Annotated in this window: 15 protein-coding genes; 5 read left to right on the top strand and 10 right to left on the bottom strand. The window is 66.7% G+C overall.

From position 1 onward, the window contains the following. Positions 1-8: 8 nt before the first annotated feature. The 10 genes from NF876_RS12880 to NF876_RS12835 all read right to left on the bottom strand — a co-directional run bounded on the left by NF876_RS12880 (position 9) and on the right by NF876_RS12835 (position 10,373). Positions 9-479, bottom strand: a complete 471-nt coding sequence (locus tag NF876_RS12880; protein ID WP_262269194.1) for an opioid growth factor receptor-related protein — start codon at positions 477-479, stop codon at positions 9-11. 43 nt (positions 480-522) lie between these two features. Then, the gene (locus NF876_RS12875; protein WP_262269193.1) at positions 523-1,374 is read right to left on the bottom strand and encodes a sulfite exporter TauE/SafE family protein; all 852 of its coding nucleotides are present in this window, start codon (positions 1,372-1,374) and stop codon (positions 523-525) included. Between the two features lie 78 nt (positions 1,375-1,452). Beyond that, positions 1,453-2,178 carry a DUF1028 domain-containing protein gene (locus NF876_RS12870; RefSeq protein ID WP_262269192.1) on the bottom strand — a complete coding sequence of 242 codons (726 nt, stop codon included), beginning with the start codon at positions 2,176-2,178 and terminating at the stop codon, positions 1,453-1,455. Between the two features lie 12 nt (positions 2,179-2,190). Further along, positions 2,191-3,984 carry a gamma-glutamyltransferase family protein gene (locus NF876_RS12865; protein WP_262269191.1) on the bottom strand — a complete coding sequence of 598 codons (1,794 nt, stop codon included), beginning with the start codon at positions 3,982-3,984 and terminating at the stop codon, positions 2,191-2,193. 28 nt (positions 3,985-4,012) lie between these two features. Further along, the gene (locus NF876_RS12860; protein ID WP_262269190.1) at positions 4,013-4,888 is read right to left on the bottom strand and encodes an ABC transporter permease; all 876 of its coding nucleotides are present in this window, start codon (positions 4,886-4,888) and stop codon (positions 4,013-4,015) included. Then, a complete protein-coding gene (locus tag NF876_RS12855) occupies positions 4,885-5,832 on the bottom strand; it encodes an ABC transporter permease (protein ID WP_262269189.1) in 948 nt (315 codons plus the stop codon). Before NF876_RS12855 ends, NF876_RS12860 begins: the two co-directional genes overlap by 4 nt. A 77-nt stretch (positions 5,833-5,909) precedes the next feature. Next, a complete protein-coding gene (locus tag NF876_RS12850; protein WP_262269188.1) occupies positions 5,910-7,409 on the bottom strand; it encodes an ABC transporter substrate-binding protein in 1,500 nt (499 codons plus the stop codon). Between the two features lie 42 nt (positions 7,410-7,451). Next, entirely contained in the window at positions 7,452-8,549 is a 1,098-nt protein-coding gene (locus tag NF876_RS12845) for an ABC transporter ATP-binding protein (protein WP_262269187.1), read from the bottom strand. Continuing rightward, positions 8,549-9,607 carry an ABC transporter ATP-binding protein gene (locus NF876_RS12840; protein WP_262269186.1) on the bottom strand — a complete coding sequence of 353 codons (1,059 nt, stop codon included), beginning with the start codon at positions 9,605-9,607 and terminating at the stop codon, positions 8,549-8,551. Before NF876_RS12840 ends, NF876_RS12845 begins: the two co-directional genes overlap by 1 nt. After that, positions 9,597-10,373 (bottom strand): FadR/GntR family transcriptional regulator, encoded by a 777-nt coding sequence (locus NF876_RS12835; RefSeq protein WP_262269185.1) that lies wholly within the window; start codon positions 10,371-10,373, stop codon positions 9,597-9,599. Before NF876_RS12835 ends, NF876_RS12840 begins: the two co-directional genes overlap by 11 nt. 308 nt (positions 10,374-10,681) lie before the next feature. Here NF876_RS12835 and NF876_RS12830 point away from each other — a divergent pair, with 308 nt between their 5' ends. The 5 genes from NF876_RS12830 (at position 10,682) to NF876_RS12810 (ending at position 16,014) form a co-directional block, all read left to right on the top strand. Next, on the top strand, positions 10,682-11,314 hold the full coding sequence (locus NF876_RS12830; protein ID WP_373696651.1) for an ANTAR domain-containing response regulator: 633 nt from the start codon (positions 10,682-10,684) through the stop codon (positions 11,312-11,314). A 35-nt stretch (positions 11,315-11,349) separates the two neighbouring features. After that, positions 11,350-12,612 carry a CmpA/NrtA family ABC transporter substrate-binding protein gene (locus tag NF876_RS12825; protein ID WP_373696654.1) on the top strand — a complete coding sequence of 421 codons (1,263 nt, stop codon included), beginning with the start codon at positions 11,350-11,352 and terminating at the stop codon, positions 12,610-12,612. Positions 12,613-12,992: 380 nt separating this feature from the next. After that, a complete protein-coding gene (locus NF876_RS12820) occupies positions 12,993-14,285 on the top strand; it encodes a CmpA/NrtA family ABC transporter substrate-binding protein (RefSeq protein ID WP_262269182.1) in 1,293 nt (430 codons plus the stop codon). A gap of 19 nt (positions 14,286-14,304) precedes the next feature. Next, complete coding sequence (ntrB, locus tag NF876_RS12815) at positions 14,305-15,207, top strand: nitrate ABC transporter permease (protein WP_262269181.1); 903 nt, start codon at positions 14,305-14,307, stop codon at positions 15,205-15,207. A gap of 12 nt (positions 15,208-15,219) precedes the next feature. Beyond that, positions 15,220-16,014, top strand: coding sequence for an ABC transporter ATP-binding protein (locus NF876_RS12810; protein WP_262269180.1), 795 nt, complete (start codon positions 15,220-15,222; stop codon positions 16,012-16,014). Positions 16,015-16,016 lie beyond the last annotated feature (2 nt).

Raw genomic sequence — 16,016 nt, 5'->3', positions numbered from 1 at the left:
CCGGACGGTCAGGAGCCTGCTGCTTCGGACCAGTATGCGAGGCTGCGCGCGTTGACGGGCGATCCTGCTGCGGCGTTCATGTCAAGGACGGCGCTGTGAAAGCGCCGCGCTGCGCTCTGGCCGACGAGCAGCCTCAGGCTATGGATGATCCGGGTGATGCGCAGGTGATTGTGATCGAACGTGGTCAGCCACCAGCCCGTATCCCGATAGAAGCGGAGCATCCGTTCGCTTGCCCGTTTCAGGGTATCCTGCGCTTGCCCGTCGGCCCTGATCGCATCGATCTCGGCCTGGGTGAGGATGGGAGCTCCCGGTTGGGCGCCGCTGCGGGTCGGAAGCGGAAACAGCCACTGGATATAGTCGTGCACCTCCTCCAACCGCTCGTCGGAAAAGTCGAGCACGTCGGCTGCGAGGCGTCCACGACCGTCGCGCCCGGTTCCGGCCAGGAAGGCGAGGAGAGGCGCTGCCGTTGAGCTGCTCATTCCTTGGCTCCGGTTCGGGGGGAGAGGGCGGTCATTCGCTGGCTCAACCGAGAAGGCTGGCGGCGAAACGCGCGCAGACCAGGAGCAGGAAAACCCCGAATGCCACCTCGAGGCGGCGCTTGGACAGCCGGTGCGCCAGGCGCGCTCCGATCGGGGCCATCCAGGTGCTGGTGGGGATGAAGAGCACCAGACCCAGAAGCGACACGTAGCCCAGTGCCAGCGGCGGCTGGAAGGCGATCACGTTCGGGTAATCGGCCATATGGGGCCAGCCGGCATAGATGTACCCGATGGCGCCGGGAATCGAGATCAGAATGCCGAGCCCCGACGAGGTCGCGACCGCCTGGTGGATCGGGCGATTGTAGAAGGTCATGAACAGGTTGGAGAGCTGACCGCCGCCGATTCCCATCAGGGCCGACAGAACGCCGATGATCCAGCCGTAGACCACCATGATCGGCTTGGCCGGCATGTCGAGGCCGAAGCGCCAGGTGTCCTTGCCGAAGAGCAGACGGATGGCCGAGATGCCGGCCACCACGACGAACACGGCCTTGAACAGGTCTGCCGGGGCGTAGCGGGCGACGATGCTGCCGACGATGACCCCGAGCACGACGGGCACGGCCCAGACCCGAAGGATCGACATGTCGACGGCGCCCTTGGCCTTGTGAGCGTTGAACGAGCGGATCGAGGTCGGGATGATGATGGCCAGCGAGGTGCCGACGCAGAGAGGCATGCGCACCTCCTCGGGCACCTCCAGGATGCGGAAGAGCTCGTAGAGGATCGGCACGGCGACCGCGCCGCCGCCGACGCCGAAAACGCCGGCGAGCAGCCCCGTGATGGCGCCCGCGGCCAGGAGCGCCACCACCAGCCAAGCCAGATCGAACAGGGGAATGCCAAACATCGAGAAGTCCATCGCAACGGAGTGAAATCGCCGTAGGACCGGTTTGATCCTGGGCAGGGAGGCGAATTCAGGCCCGCCCTATGCTGAGGTGTTTGCCGCGAGCCGTTCCTGGTACGCGCGTGCCCGCTCGTCGATCCAGGATCGATCCGTGATGCCGGCGGGGTTGCTGCGGGTCGCCATGGCGTCCATGAAGGCGAGGAAGCGTTCATGGGCAACCCTGTAGAGGCGGCGCAGTTCATCCAGGGGCTCCGGGTGGTCGTCTACGCGCAGATCAAGCACGGGATAGGGCTCGTCGCGCCAGATCCTGATGGCGGACGATTGTTTGCCGCGCTTGTCGCCGCCCTGGGCCTGACCCGCGTCCAGGGCCGTCATGAGACGATCCGCGAAGGTCAGGTCCAGGCGCCGCTTGTACGTCTCGAGCGTCGCCTCGATGACGGCCGGGCCGGCCAGCATGTTGCCCGCCACGGAGACGCCCTCATCCGTAAGGTGACCGCACCAGTCGATGCAGTCCTCTCCCGTATGGGCCGCCGTGCGCCCGGCCCGGTCGATGACGTGAAGCTGGCGCGAGCCGCGGCCCGGATCCTGAGCCGTGAGAACGGCCACGATCTCCTCGGCGCTCCGGCCCTCGGCCAGGAGCCTGATGCCGTCCGTCCCGTAAAGAGGGTTCACGAGCGCCTGCGTGGCGAGAGCACCGATGCGGGCCGCGCCGTGGGGACACAGCGCCCCCACGGCGAAGAACTTCGTGGTCACCGCAACGCCGAAGGCGCCGGTCTCGGGATCCTTGGCGATGATCGACCATGTCATGGCGTGTTCTCCTCAGCGGCCGACCGCATAAGCCTGCATGAGACGTGGCGTCGCCGCCCCGTGCAGCAGGCCATCCTTGTCGCGGCTGGCGGCCACAAGGCGCCCGACCGTCCAGGCCGGCGCCACCTCGACCTCGTGCCCGCGCGCCCTCAGGTCGTCGAGCACCTCCGCCCCGTAGGTCTCCTCGGCCATGAGGTGACCGGGCTTCTGCTCGCGCGGATAGAACGAGGAGGGGAAATGTGCCGTGTGCGACATGGGCTGGTCGATCGCCTCCTGCAGGTTCAGGCCGTGATGCGCATGCCTCAGGAAGAGGAGGAGCTGCCATTGCTCCTGCTGGTCGCCGCCCGGAGAGCCGAAGACCATGTAGGGCTCGCCGTCCTTCTCCGCGAGGGTCGGGGTGAGCGTGGTCCGCGGGCGCTTGCCCGGGGCGAGGCTCGCAGGCAGTCCCTCTTCGAGCCAGAACATCTGGGCGCGCGAGTTGAGCATGAAGCCCAGTTCCGGGACGACCGGCGAGGATTGCAGCCAGCCGCCCGACGGCATCGCGGCGATCATGTTGCCGAAGCGGTCCACCACGTCGATGTGCACCGTGTCGCCCTTGCGGGCCGACCGCATGGACTGGAGCGTCGGCTCTCCGCCGGACACCTTCCTGTCGGTCGTCGACAATTCGCGCAGCGCCTCGAGGGTCCGCTCCACCTGAGCCTCGTAGCCCTCGACCCGGCCGGGCCGCAGCTCCCGGGAGGCCTTGTCGGTGATGAGCTTCCGTCTTTCGTCGTTGTAGGCATCGGACAAAAGGGTACCGATCGGCACGTCGACGAAGTCGGGATCGCCGTAATAGGCCTCCCGGTCGGCAAAGGCGAGCTTCATGGATTCGACCACCGTGTGAATGAACTCGGCGCTGGTCGGGCCCATGGCGGCGAGGTCGAAGCCCTTCAGGAGGGCCAAGGTCTGCAGGAAGACCGGTCCCTGGCCCCAGGGCCGGATCTTGTTCACGCGGTAATTGTGGTACTCGTAGGTTTGCGGCGCATCGTAGGATGCCTGCCACTGGGCCATGTCGTCGGCGGTGAGGACGCCGCGATGGCGCGAGCCGCTCTGGTCCATGGCCTCCGTCCTGCGCACGAAGGCGTCGATGGCCTCGGCCACGAAGCCCTTGTAGAAGGCGTTGCGCGCGGCCTCGATCTGCGCCTCGCGGTCGCTGCCGCGGGCCTCGCCTTCCCGGATGATGCGCTTCCAGGTATCGGCGAGCTGCGGGTTGCGGAAGAGCTGACGGGGTTTCGGCACCTCGCCGCCGGGCAGGAACACGGCCGCCGAGGTCGGCCACTCGGTTTCGAAGAATTCCTTCAGCCCCTTGATGGTGTCCGATACGCGGGGCAGTAGGGGGTGTCCCTGCTCGGCATAGTAGATGGCGGGCTCCAGCACGTCCCGCAGCGACAGGAGGCCATGGTCGCGCAGGAGCAGCATCCAGGCGTCGAAGGCGCCGGGCACCACCGTGGCGAGAAGGCCGTTGCCGGGGATGAGCTTGAGGCCTTCGTTCTTGTAATGCGCGATGGTGGCGCCCTTCGGGGCCGTGCCCTGGCCGCAGAGCACCTCGACCTTCTTGGTCTTGGCCGAATAGAACACGGCCGGCACCTCGCCGGACGGCCCCACGAGATGCGGTTCCACGACCTGCAGGACGAAAGCGGAGGCCACGCAGGCGTCGAAGGCATTGCCGCCTTTCTCGAGCATCGACATGCCCGCCGCGGAGGCGAGCCAGTGGGTCGACGTGACGATGCCGAAGGTGCCGAGGATCTCTGGGCGTGTCGTAAACATGTCTGTTATCCGAAGTTGGCGGAGATTGTTATTGTTCGCGGGGATCGAGCGCGTCGCGCAGGCCATCGCCGAGAAGGTTGAATCCGAGCACGATCAGGAAGATCGCCGAGCCCGGGAAGATCGACATCCACGGAGCCTGGTCCATGAAGTTCTTGGCCGTGTTGAGCATGGAGCCCCAGGAGGGATTGGGCGGCTGCTGGCCGAGGCCCAGGAACGAAAGGCTGGCCTCCGCGATGATGGCGGTCGCGATGGTGAGCGTTCCCTGGACCAGGATCGGAGGCAGCACGTTCGGCAGGACGTATCGCGCCATGATCCAGAAATCCGGCAGGCCGATGGCGCGCGCGCCCTCCACATAGTCCTCCGCCTTGACGGTCAGAACCTGCCCGCGGGTGAGACGGATGAAGATCGGCATGGCCGACAAGCCGATGGCGATCATCGCGTTGGTGAGGCTCGGCCCGAGGAACGCCGCCAGGGCAATGGCGAAGATCAGGAAGGGGATCGCCAGCATGGCATCCGTGGCGCGGGAGATCGCCGCGTCGATCCAGCCGCCGAAATAGCCCGCCACGAGGCCGAACGGGACCCCGAGCACGATGGCGATGGTCACGGAGACCACGCCCGCCATGATGGATGCGCGGGCCCCCCACAGCATGCGGGAGAGAAGGTCGCGCCCGAGCTCGTCCGTGCCGAACCAGAACAGGGCCGAGGGTGCCTTGCGGATGCTCGTGAAGCTCGGCTTGACGGGATCGTACGGTGCGAAGTACGGGCCAACCAGGGCGACGAGCACGAAGAACAGGACGATGACGGCGCCGAGCACGGCGCTCTTGTTCTTCAGGAACTTGGCCAGGACGCGGCTGCGCTTCTTCGGCAGTGCGACCTCGTCGGCGATTACGGCTGTGGCGGTCATGCGGCGTGCCTCAGGCGGGGATTGACGAGAACGTAGAGCACATCGGCGAGCAGGTTCATGAAGATGAAGCCCACGGCCGTGCAGAGCACGACGCCCTGCACCACCGCGTAGTCACGGTTGAACACGGCGTCGACGATGAGCTTGCCGAAACCCGGGATCGTGAAGATCTGCTCCGTGAGAACCGCGCCCGCGAGAAGCTCGCCGAACAGGAGCGTGGACAGCGTCACGATGGGAACGAGCGCGTTGCGCAGGGCATGCTTCAGGATGACCTTGCGCGACAGGAGACCCTTGGCGCGGGCGGTGCGGATGTAGTCGGACCGCATCACGCCCAGCATGGCGCTGCGGGTATGGCGCATGAGGCTCGCGGCCAAGCCCGTGCCGAGCACGAAGGCCGGCATGAGCATGGTCTTGATGTTGAGCCACAGATCCTCGGTCGGCGGCACGTAGCCGGAGGCGGGCAGGAGCTTCCAGCGGACCGAGATCAGCATGATGAGCATGATGCCGAGCCAGAAATTGGGGATCGACAGCCCGGACAGGGCAATGACGTTGGCCGTGTAGTCGACCGTCGTTCCCTTCTTCACGGCCGAGATGATCCCCGTAGGGATGCCGATCGCCAGGGCCACGATCATCGCCATGATGGCAAGCTCGATCGTCACCGGGAGCTTGCTCATGATGAGGTCGAGCACCGGGATGTCGGTGCGCAGCGAGATTCCGAGGTTCCCCGTGAGCGCCGAGCCGATCCAGGCGAAGTACTGGACGGGAATCGGATCGTCGAGGCGGTACTTCTCGCGCAGATAGGCGAGCACCTGCGGGTCGCGCTCCTCGCCCGCCATGGTGAGCACCGGATCGCCGGGCAGGAGCTTCTGCAGGGCAAACACCAGGAGCGACACGATGATCAGTGTCGGGATGGCAATCAGTATTCGTCGTCCGATGTAGCGCAGCATCAGCTCGTGGAACCCGTATCGAGGAAGGGCAGGGGCGTGCCCGGCCTTTCAGCCGGGCACGCTGTTCTCGGATGGCCTCAGGAGGCGAACTTCACGCCCTTCAGGCGGATCATGCCGTCCGGATAGGGCTTGAAGTTCTGAACCTTCTTCGTGTGAACGAAGGGCCAGGGCTGGTAGTAGGTGTAGATGATCGGCAGATCCTGCTTCAGGATCTCCTGAGCGGAGTCGTAGAGCTGCTTGCGCTTGGCCTCGTCGTTGGTGACGCGGGCGTCGTTCAGGAGTTTGTCGACCTGCTCGTTGCAGTAGCGGCCGTCGTTGAGGGCACCCTTGCAGGTGACGAACGGATGGATGTTGCCGTCGGGATCGACGCGGCCGGACCAGCCGATCACGTTCACGTCGAAATTGCCCGCCTGGGCTTCCTTCTGCATGGCGGCGAACTCGGTCGGACGCAGCGAGATGTCGAAGCCCGCCTCGGCCGCCATGGCCTGGATGATCTCGGCGATCTGCTGGGCGGTCGTTCCGGTGCCGAAGGTCAGCTCGAGCTTCACCCGGTCCACGCCGGCCGCCTTCAGGAGCTGCTTCGCCTTGGCGACGTCGCGCTCGTTCGCCTTGAACTTCGGATTGTTGTACGGGCTGGCCTCGGGGAAGGGCTGGCCGGCGGGCGGATAGATGCCCGCGCCCACGACTTCGTTGATCACGTTGCGGTCGATGGAGAGCTCCAGCGCCTGGCGGACGCGCTTGTCCTGTCCGAGGGGCGTCTTGGAGCGCTCGCCGTTGTTGGTATTGATGGTCAGGCCCTGGTAGCCGATGCCGGAGACCGGCGCGAAGACGAGGCTCGAATCGCCCTTCACGGCCGGAACGTCGCTCGGTGCCAAGCGTTCCAGCAGGTCGAGGTTTCCGGAGCGCAGGTTCGCAAGGCGAACGGTCGTGTCCGGGATCGGCTGGAAGATGACGCGCTCGAAGTTATAGTTCTTGGCGTCCCAGTAATCGGCGAACTTTTCCAGCACGATGCGGTCGTTCTGCACGCGCTCGACGAACTTGTAGGGGCCCGAGCAGACGGGCTTCTGGCCGAAATCGGCCGAGGCCAGCGCCCTCGGCGACATGATCATGCCGGCGCGGTCGGAGAGCTGCGACAGCAGGGTCGCATCGGCCCGGGAGAGATTGACCTTCACGGTCAGGTCGTCCACGGCCTCGACATTGTCGACCGAGGTCAGCTCGCTCTTGCGAAGCGAGTCCGGCAGGGTGCGGGCGCGGTCGATATTGGCCTTCACGGCCGCCGCATTGAGGGGTTCGCCATCGTGGAACTTCACACCGGGGCGGAGCTTGAAGGTGAGCGACTTGCCGTCGTCGCTCCAGCTCCACTCCGTGGCGAGTTCCGGCGTGAACTTCAGGTCGGGCGTGATGTCGACGAGCTTGTTGCACAGGGACGTGAACACGATGCGCCCGACGAAGGTGCGCGCACGGTGCGGGTCGAGCACGTCGGGATCCTCGTTCAGGCCGATGCGCAGGGTCTGGGCGGAGGCTGCGGTGCTCATCAGGAGCCCGGCCGCCACGGCAAGGAGCAGTCTCTTCTTCATTCGGTTGTCCTCCAATCGTCCTCTGGGAGTCGTCCTCTGGATTCAGGCGCTCGTCGCGACGGGCTTATCCTGCCGTTCGCGCCAAGTTCGGTAGAGCGCGAGACGCCTGGCAAGCGCCGGGCTCGGCGGTGCGCTGATGGAGCCGGCGCCGGCGCCCTGGATCTCGCGCCAGAAATGGCACGCCACCTGCCGCCCGTCCGTCGCCGTTTCGAGAGCAGGGTGCTGCTCCTTGCAGACCGCGCGGGCATGGGGGCAGCGGGTGTGAAAGCGGCAGCCCGAGGGCGGCGCGGCGGGACTCGGAACGTCCCCCTGCAGCAGCGCCTTCGGCTGGCGGTTCGTCGGGCTCGGGATCGGGATCGCCGCGAGGAGCGCCTGCGTATACGGATGAAGCGGATTGTCGAACAGGGAGTCCGTGTCCGACAATTCCACGATCTCGCCGAGATACATCACCGCGACCCGGTCGCTCATGTGGCGGATGACGGCAAGGTCATGCGCCACGATGACGAGCGTGAGGCCGAAGCGGTCCTTCAGGTCTTCGAGCAGGTTGATGATCTGCGCCTGGATCGACACGTCCAGCGCCGATACGGGCTCGTCGCCGACGATCAGCTTCGGGTCGCCGGCAAGCGCCCTGGCGATGCCGATGCGCTGGCGCTGGCCGCCGGAGAACTCGTGCGGATAGCGATCCGCATGGGTCGGAAGCAGGCCGACCGTGCGCATGAGATCCGCGACGCGCTCCCGCTTCTCGCGGCCCTTGGCGAGGTTGTGGAGCCAGATCGGTTCGGCGATGATGTCGCCCACGTTCATGCGCGGGTTCAGGGAGGCGAACGGGTCCTGGAAAATGATCTGCAATTCGCGCCGGAGCCCGCGCAGTTCGCCTTTGCCCAGCTTGACGATCGAGCGGCCCTCGTAGCGGACGTCGCCCTCCGTGGCCTCGATCAGTCGCAGCAGCAGGCGTCCCAGGGTGGACTTGCCGCAGCCGGATTCGCCCACCACCGCGAAGGTCTCGCCGCGCCGGATGCCGAGCGACACGCCGTCCACCGCACGGACGACGGTCGGCGAGGACAGCAGACCGCCGCCCCCGAAATGCTTCTTGAGGCCGATGCCTTCGAGGATGATGTCGTCTGAGGGCACCATGCTCATCACGCGGCTCCGCGGTGAAGTTCGAGGGGGGCGTACCAGCATCGGGCCTGGTGGCCGGGCTTGATCTCGGCGAGGGGCGGCGGATCGTTGGCGCAATGGCTGTCCGAGAAGGGGCAGCGCGGCGTGAAGCGGCAGCCCTTGGGCATCAGCTCCGCCGGCGGCACCGTGCCGCGGATCGTGGCGAGGCGCCCCTGGCGACGGCCGAGCGAGGGGACCGATCCCATGAGGCCGATGGTGTAGGGATGCTGGGGATCCTCGAAGATCGCCTCCACCGGGCCGCTCTCGACCACCCGTCCCGCATACATCACGGCCACCTCGTCGGCGACCTCGGCCACGACGCCGAGATCGTGGGTGATGAGGATCATCGCCGTGCCGGTCTCCTCCTGGAGGCGGCGGATGAGGGTGAGGATCTGGGCCTGGATCGTCACGTCGAGGGCGGTCGTGGGCTCGTCCGCGATGAGAAGCTGCGGATCGTTGGCGAGCGCCATGGCGATCATGACGCGCTGGCGCATGCCGCCCGACATCTCGTGCGGATAGGCGCGCAGTCGCTTTTCAGGAGCCGGGATGCGCACCTTCTTCAGCATGTCGAGCGCCCGCTCCATGGCCTCGGCCTTCGAGACCTTGCGGTGGCGGACGATGCCCTCCGCGATCTGGTCGCCGATGGTGAAGGCCGGGTTGAGCGAGGTCATCGGCTCCTGGAAGATCATGGCCATGCGGTCGCCGCGCAGATCTGCCCGCTCGCGCTCGGTAAGGGTGAGAAGGTCCCGGCCGTCGAACCGGGCCGATCCGGCGACGATCCGGGCCGGCGGCGTCGGCAGAAGGCCCATCAGGGCCAGGGACGTCACGCTCTTGCCGCAGCCGGACTCGCCCACGATGCAGAGCGTCTTGCCCTTGCTGACGGAAAACGAGACGTCGTCGACCACGTTCACGCCCCTGGGCGCCCCGTCGAAGCGCACGGAGAGCCCCTGGACCGCGAGCAGCGGCGGCTCAGCCGCACGGGCGGCATTGCCCGGAGCGTGAACCTGCGCGGTCGAGTGTCTGGCCGCTTCATGTCCCATGGCGAATCTTGTCCTTGTTCTTGGCCGTCTCGGGGAATGTCGGAATATGTCCGTCGATGCGGTCGGGCAGGGGGGTCGTCATCACCTTGAGGAGACCGTCCCGGACCGATTCGAGATGCTCGCGCATCGCCTGCTCGGCCGCGTGGGCCTCGCGCTGGGCGATGGCGGCGATCACGCGGCGATGCTGTTCGACGTAGATCTTCTGGCGCTCGCTCGATCGCGCCCGCTCGCGCAGGATCTGCCAGGTCGTATCCTGGCGGATGCGGTCGACCATGTCGAAGATCGCTAAAAGAAGGGAGTTGCCGGCCGCCTCCGCGATGGTGCGGTGCAGGGCGCTGTCCCAGAGCTCGCGCCCGTCGGCGTCCGAACTCGAAGCGGCCTTCTCGGCCAGCCGGAGAAGACGTTCGATGTCGCCGTTCGTGGCCCGCATGGCTGCGAGCCGGGCGAGGGCGGGTTCGATTTCCAGCCGCACGTCCATCACCTCGAGCGGATGGGTGCGCTTGGCCAGCTCCTCCAGGTTGGTCGGGGTATGGGCCGGGCGCGGACCCAGGAAGGTTCCCTTGCCCTGGTGGCGCCAGATCCGTCCCTCGGCCTCGAGGACCTCGAGGGCCCGCCGCAGTGCCCGGCGGCCGATCCCGATCTGTGCCGCGAGAAGCCGCTCGGACGGAAGCCGCCGGTCTCCGTCGAGAGAGCTGGCGTCCAGGAGAGCCCGTAACCTCCCCAGAGCGAAGTTCGAACTGTCCAGCAATGAATCGGCGTCTGTCATGGCGAACGAGCCCGTGCGAACCAATCTTGCTGTTGGTACCCTAGGGGCGATCCGATGTTGCGCGACGCCCGGGTTCAACGAAACAAGGCTAGCCCAGAGCCGAACCAATTTGCAACTGGTTCAGTGATGGTTCCTTAGTCAAAGAGCGACCGCCCTTTGACCACGGGGCCTGTTCGGGACCTTCGGCCCTGCGGGAGGCTTGGCTTTCAGGTGCCTAAACTTTGCGCAGGAAGGGGCGGGTCGCCGGAGACCCGCCTAGGGCGTGCCGCTTGGCCCGAAACTTGCATCTGCCTCCCGGTTGGATGGGCATGCGCAGCGAGAGCTTCCAGGACTTGACCAGAGACACACACACCGGTCAGCGGCCGCTTCGCGTTGCGATCATCGAGGAAAACGGCATCAGGGCGGCCATTCTCGTCGATGGCCTGCGCGAGGCGGGCATCAATGACGTGGAGGTCATCGACACGATGACCAACATGCTCCGGCGCCTGAGCACGGTCGATCCCGACGTGATCATCATCGGGATCGAGAATCCGAGCCGCGACGTCCTGGAGCAGATGTTTCAGGTCTCCAAGCTCGTGTCGCGTCCGGTGGCCATGTTCGTCGACCACTCCGACGGGTCCATGATCCAGGCAGCCGTCGAGGCGGGCGTGTCGGCCTATGTGGTCGACGGCCTGCGCAAGGAGCGGGTGAAGCCCATCGTCGACATGGCGGTGAGCCGCTTCAACGCCTTCGACCGCCTGCAGCGCGAACTGCTCGAGGCGCGCAGCGAGCTGGCATCCCGCAAGGTGATCGAACGGGCCAAGGGCATTCTCATGAGAACCAGGCAGCTTTCGGAGCAGGAGGCCTATGGCCTCCTTCGACAGACCGCCATGAACGAGAAGCGCAAGCTCGTCGACATCGCCCAGAGCGTCGTGACGGCGGCTTCCCTCCTGGAGAAATAAGCGTGTTGAATGTGGAACAGGCGGCGAGCAGCCCCATGCGCCAGGCCGGATCCGTGAACGAGACACCCTCGGGCACGAAGGGGCGCCGGGTCCCGGAGCGTCTCGTCCGGATCGGGTTCATCCCCCTGGTCGACATGGCGGTCCTGGTCGCCGCCGCCGAGCAGGGCTTTGCCCGCCGCGAGGGTCTTCGCCTGCAACTGGTCAAGGACGTGTCCTGGTCCAACATCCGGGATCGCCTGGCGTTCCGCCAGTTCGACGTGGCGCACATGCTGAGCCCGATGCCGATCGCGTCCCAGCTCCACCTCGGGTCCAACCCGTATCCGTGCTTCACGCCCTTCGCGCTCGGGCGCGGCGGCAACGCGATCACGCTCTCGGTCGATCTCTATCGCGAGATGCAGGGGGTCGCCGGGCTCGACGGATCGGAGGACGCGCTCACCAACGGGCTGGCGCTCAAGCAGGTGGTCGAGCGGAGACGGCAAACCGGCCGGAAGCCCCTCGTCTTCGCCATGACCTATCCCTTCTCGTCCCATAACTACGAGTTCCGCTTCTGGCTCGCGGCCGCAGGCATCAATCCCGACGCCGACGTGACCATGACGGTCGTGCCGCCTCCGCTGACGGTCGATGCCATGACGGCGCGCGCCATCGACGGGTTCTGCGTCAACGCGCCCTGGAACATGATCGCGGTGGAAAAGGGCGTCGGTCGCATGGTGGCGACCAAGGCGGACATCTGGCCCTCCGCTCCCGAGAAGGTCCTGGGCGTCAGTCCGGAATGGGCGGAAGAGAACCCCGAGACCCTGTCGCGGCTCGTGGTGGCGCTCGATGCCGCGGCCCGATGGTGCGACGACAGGCGCAACCACGGCGACCTCGCCGACATGATGGCCCGTCCCGACCATGTGGGGGCTCCGTCCGAGATGATCCGGCGGCTTCTGTCCGGCCAACTGACGATCGACCCCGACGGCAGAACGCGGCAGGTTCAGAGCTACATGACGTTCCACGACCGGAACGCCAATTTCCCCTGGCTCAGCCAGGCCCTGTGGATCTACAGCCAGATGGTCCGCTGGGGGCAGGTTCCCTACGACGAGGCGGGTTTGGCCCGGGTTCGCGCCGCCTATCGCCCGGAGGTGTACCGGCGGATCCTTGCGGCTTCGAGCGCGTCCGTCCCCGCCGGCGACAGCAAGGTCGAGGGCGTGGCGACGGAGCCGTTCATCGACGGGCGTCGCTTCTCGCCCGATGACATCCCGGCTTATGTGGCAGGCTTCGACATTCGGAACGGCCTCGGGTCCGGGGTTGCCGAATAGGCATTGCACCGCACACAACACAGGCGCAGTGCACAAATTATGACCTTGAGCACAATATGGGCAGTCTGTACCTTTTCTAAGTGAGAGACGGGCAGGACAACGAGGTCCGGGTCCCTCTCGACGAGGCCTGTCAACGATGACGGGCCGTTGATGCCTCTCGAAGGCGTTTCCCGACAACGACGTCGCCGGATCAGCTGTGCCCGCGCCTGTGCGGCCTTCAGTTCATCTCGCGGCGTTTTTTGCGTTTCAGCCGGGTCTGCCCGACCCGGCAACAGGCGATCCGCGTCCGATCGAGCCTCGCGGCTTCCGGCGGATCGGCCACGACGAGGTTTCAATCGGTCCCGTCCGCGGGAGCTGACGACAGGAACAGGGGAAGCACGATGCCGACACCGAAGTTCACACGCCGAGACGCGCTGCGCGGAGCCGGCGCCGCCCTGACGCTCGCCGCCGCGAAGGCCGCCTTTCCGGGCGGCGCGTTCGCCCAGAGCGCCGAGCCGGAGACGAAGTCGGTGAAGCTCGGCTACATCGCCCTCACGGACGCGGCCGCCCTGATCGTCGCCAAGGAAAAGGGCTTCTTCGCCAAGCACGGCCTGCCCGACGCGGAGGTCCTGAAGCAGGCCTCCTGGGGTGCGACCCGCGACAACCTGGTGCTGGGCTCGGAGGCCAACGGCATCGACGGGGCGCACATCCTGACCCCGATGCCCTACCTGATCTCGACCGGCAAGGTGACGCAGGGCGGCGTGCCCACCCCGATGTACATCCTGGCGCGCCTGAACCTCGACGCGCAGGCGATCTCGGTCGCGGCCGAGTACAACGGGCTCAAGCTCGGTCTCGATTCCTCGCCCCTGAAGGAAGCCTTCGCGAAGAAGCGCGCCGCCGGCGGAGACCCGAAGGTCGCCATGACCTTCCCGGGCGGCACGCACGACCTCTGGATCCGCTACTGGCTCGCCGCCGGCGGCATCGATCCCGACAAGGACGTGTCCACCATCGTCGTGCCGCCGCCCCAGATGGTCGCCAACATGAAGGTCGGCACCATGGACGCCTTCTGCGTCGGCGAGCCCTGGAACGCGCAGCTCATCAACCAGAAGCTCGGATACACGGCGGCCAACACCTACGAGCTCTGGAACAAGCATCCGGAAAAGGCCCTCGGGCTGCGGGCCGCGTGGGTCGACAAGCACCCGCGCGCCGCCAGGGCGCTGCTCATGGCCGTCATGGAGGCGCAGGCGTGGTGCGACAGGCTCGAGAACCGCGAGGAGATGTGCAAGATCGTCGGCACCCGCGCCTGGTTCAACGTTCCGGTCGCCGACATCCTGCCGCGCCAGAAGGGCGAGTACGATTACGGCCTCGACGGCAAGGTGGTGAAGGACTCGCCGGGCATCATGAAGTTCTGGCGCGATCACGCCTCCTTCCCGTTCAAGTCGCACGACCTCTGGTTCATCGCCGAGAACATGCGCTGGGGCAAGTTCGAGACGAACACCGACGCAAAGGCGCTCGTCGACAAGGTCAACCGGGCCGATCTCTGGCGCGAGGCCGCGAAGACGCTCGGCGTCGCCGCGGGCGACATCCCGGCGAGCGACAGCCGCGGCAAGGAAGCCTTCTTCGACGGCAAGGTCTTCGACCCGGAGAACCCCCAGGCCTATCTCGCCAGCCTGCCGATCAAGCGCATCGCTTAAACCCTCGGAGAACCGGCTCATGGTCCATTCCGCCCGCGTCCTCGCTCTCCCGAACCCGAAGCCGACGCCGCCCGTCTCGCAGGCGGCGCTGCACCCCCTGGCGCCGAAGCCCGTCGGCGTTCCCGCGCGAGCCGTCCGCATCGGCAGGAGCATCGTCGCGCAGCTGGCCGCCCCGGTCCTGACCATCGCGTTCCTGCTTATCCTGTGGCAGATCCTGGCGTCGAGCCCCACCTCGGCCCTGCCGAGCCCGCTCAAGGTGATCGACGACAGCTGGGAGATCATCGTGAATCCCTTCAAGGTCGGCAACGGCATCGACCAGGGCCTGTTCTGGCATGTGACCGCATCCCTGGTCCGCGTCGGCTACGGCTATGCGCTCGCGGCCATCGTGGGCATCGGGTTCGGCGTGCTTCTCGGCCAGTCGACGCTCGCCATGCGCGGTCTCGATCCGGTGTTCCAGGTGCTGCGCACCATCCCGCCGCTGGCCTGGCTGCCGCTGTCCCTGGCGGCCTTCCGCGACGGGCAGCCCTCCGCCATCTTCGTGATCTTCATCACCAGCGTCTGGCCGATCCTGATCAACACCTCGGTGGGCATCCGCAACATCCCGCAGGATTACCGCAACGTCGCGAAGGTCCTGCGCCTGTCGCCGATCGAGTTCTTCATCCGCATCATGGTGCCGGCCACCGTGCCGCACATGTTCACCGGCCTGCGCATCGGCATCGGCCTGTCGTGGCTCGCCATCGTGGCGGCCGAGATGCTGATCGGCGGCGTCGGGATCGGGTTCTTCATCTGGGACGCGTGGAACTCCTCGCTCATCTCCGACATCATCGTGGCCCTGGTCTATGTGGGCGTGGTCGGCTTCCTGCTCGACCGCTCCATCGCGGCCGTCGGCCATCTGCTCACCCGCGGCACCGCCGCGCAGTAAGGAGGCGCCATCATGGCCTATCTCAAGATCGATCATGTCGGCATCTCCTTCCAGCGCGCCGGCGCGAGCACCGAGGTGCTGCGCGACGTGAACCTCTCCATCGACAAGGGCGAATACGTCTCCATCATCGGACATTCCGGCTGCGGCAAGTCGACGGTGCTCAACATCGTGGCGGGCCTCCTCGAGCCCACACAGGGCGGCGTGCTCCTGGAGGGCAGGGCGGTGAGCGGTCCCGGACCCGACCGCGCCGTCGTGTTCCAGAACCACTCGCTGCTGCCCTGGCTGACCGTGCGCGAGAACGTCGAGCTTGCGGTCAACAAGGTCTTCCGCGGGAAGAAGTCGAAGGCGGAGCGCCGCGACTGGACGCGCCACAACCTGGAGCTGGTCCACATGGCCCATGCGGAGAACAAGCGGCCGCACGAGATCTCCGGCGGCATGAAGCAGCGCGTCGGCATCGCCCGCGCGCTCGCCATGGAGCCGAAGATCCTGCTGCTCGACGAGCCCTTCGGCGCCCTCGACGCCCTGACCCGCGCGCATCTCCAGGACCAGGTCATGGAGATCCATGGCCGGCTCGGCAACACGATCATCATGATCACCCACGACGTGGACGAGGCGGTGCTGCTGTCCGACCGGATCGTCATGATGACGAACGGGCCGGCGGCCACGATCGGCGAGGACCTGAGGGTCGACCTGGCGCGCCCCCGCCGGCGCCTCGAGCTCGTGGGCAATCCCACCTACAACGACGCCCGTGCGGCCGTGCTGGAGTTCCTCTACGCGCGTCACCGGGCCCCGACCCTCGCAGCGTGAAG

The sequence above is a fragment of the Microvirga yunnanensis genome (assembly GCF_025460875.1).
Note: the sequence above shows the minus strand (reverse complement) of the source record. Positions and strands in the feature narration are given on the sequence as shown.

Coding starts and splice junctions, on each gene's coding strand:
- NF876_RS12880 (WP_262269194.1), bottom strand. CDS start 479: ATGAGCAGCTCAACGGCAGCGCCTCTCCTCGCCTTCCTGGCCGGAACC.
- NF876_RS12875 (WP_262269193.1), bottom strand. CDS start 1,374: ATGTTTGGCATTCCCCTGTTCGATCTGGCTTGGCTGGTGGTGGCGCTC.
- NF876_RS12870 (WP_262269192.1), bottom strand. CDS start 2,178: ATGACATGGTCGATCATCGCCAAGGATCCCGAGACCGGCGCCTTCGGC.
- NF876_RS12865 (WP_262269191.1), bottom strand. CDS start 3,984: ATGTTTACGACACGCCCAGAGATCCTCGGCACCTTCGGCATCGTCACG.
- NF876_RS12860 (WP_262269190.1), bottom strand. CDS start 4,888: ATGACCGCCACAGCCGTAATCGCCGACGAGGTCGCACTGCCGAAGAAG.
- NF876_RS12855 (WP_262269189.1), bottom strand. CDS start 5,832: ATGCTGCGCTACATCGGACGACGAATACTGATTGCCATCCCGACACTG.
- NF876_RS12850 (WP_262269188.1), bottom strand. CDS start 7,409: ATGAAGAAGAGACTGCTCCTTGCCGTGGCGGCCGGGCTCCTGATGAGC.
- NF876_RS12845 (WP_262269187.1), bottom strand. CDS start 8,549: ATGAGCATGGTGCCCTCAGACGACATCATCCTCGAAGGCATCGGCCTC.
- NF876_RS12840 (WP_262269186.1), bottom strand. CDS start 9,607: ATGGGACATGAAGCGGCCAGACACTCGACCGCGCAGGTTCACGCTCCG.
- NF876_RS12835 (WP_262269185.1), bottom strand. CDS start 10,373: ATGACAGACGCCGATTCATTGCTGGACAGTTCGAACTTCGCTCTGGGG.
- NF876_RS12830 (WP_373696651.1), top strand. CDS start 10,682: ATGCGCAGCGAGAGCTTCCAGGACTTGACCAGAGACACACACACCGGT.
- NF876_RS12825 (WP_373696654.1), top strand. CDS start 11,350: ATGCGCCAGGCCGGATCCGTGAACGAGACACCCTCGGGCACGAAGGGG.
- NF876_RS12820 (WP_262269182.1), top strand. CDS start 12,993: ATGCCGACACCGAAGTTCACACGCCGAGACGCGCTGCGCGGAGCCGGC.
- ntrB (WP_262269181.1), top strand. CDS start 14,305: ATGGTCCATTCCGCCCGCGTCCTCGCTCTCCCGAACCCGAAGCCGACG.
- NF876_RS12810 (WP_262269180.1), top strand. CDS start 15,220: ATGGCCTATCTCAAGATCGATCATGTCGGCATCTCCTTCCAGCGCGCC.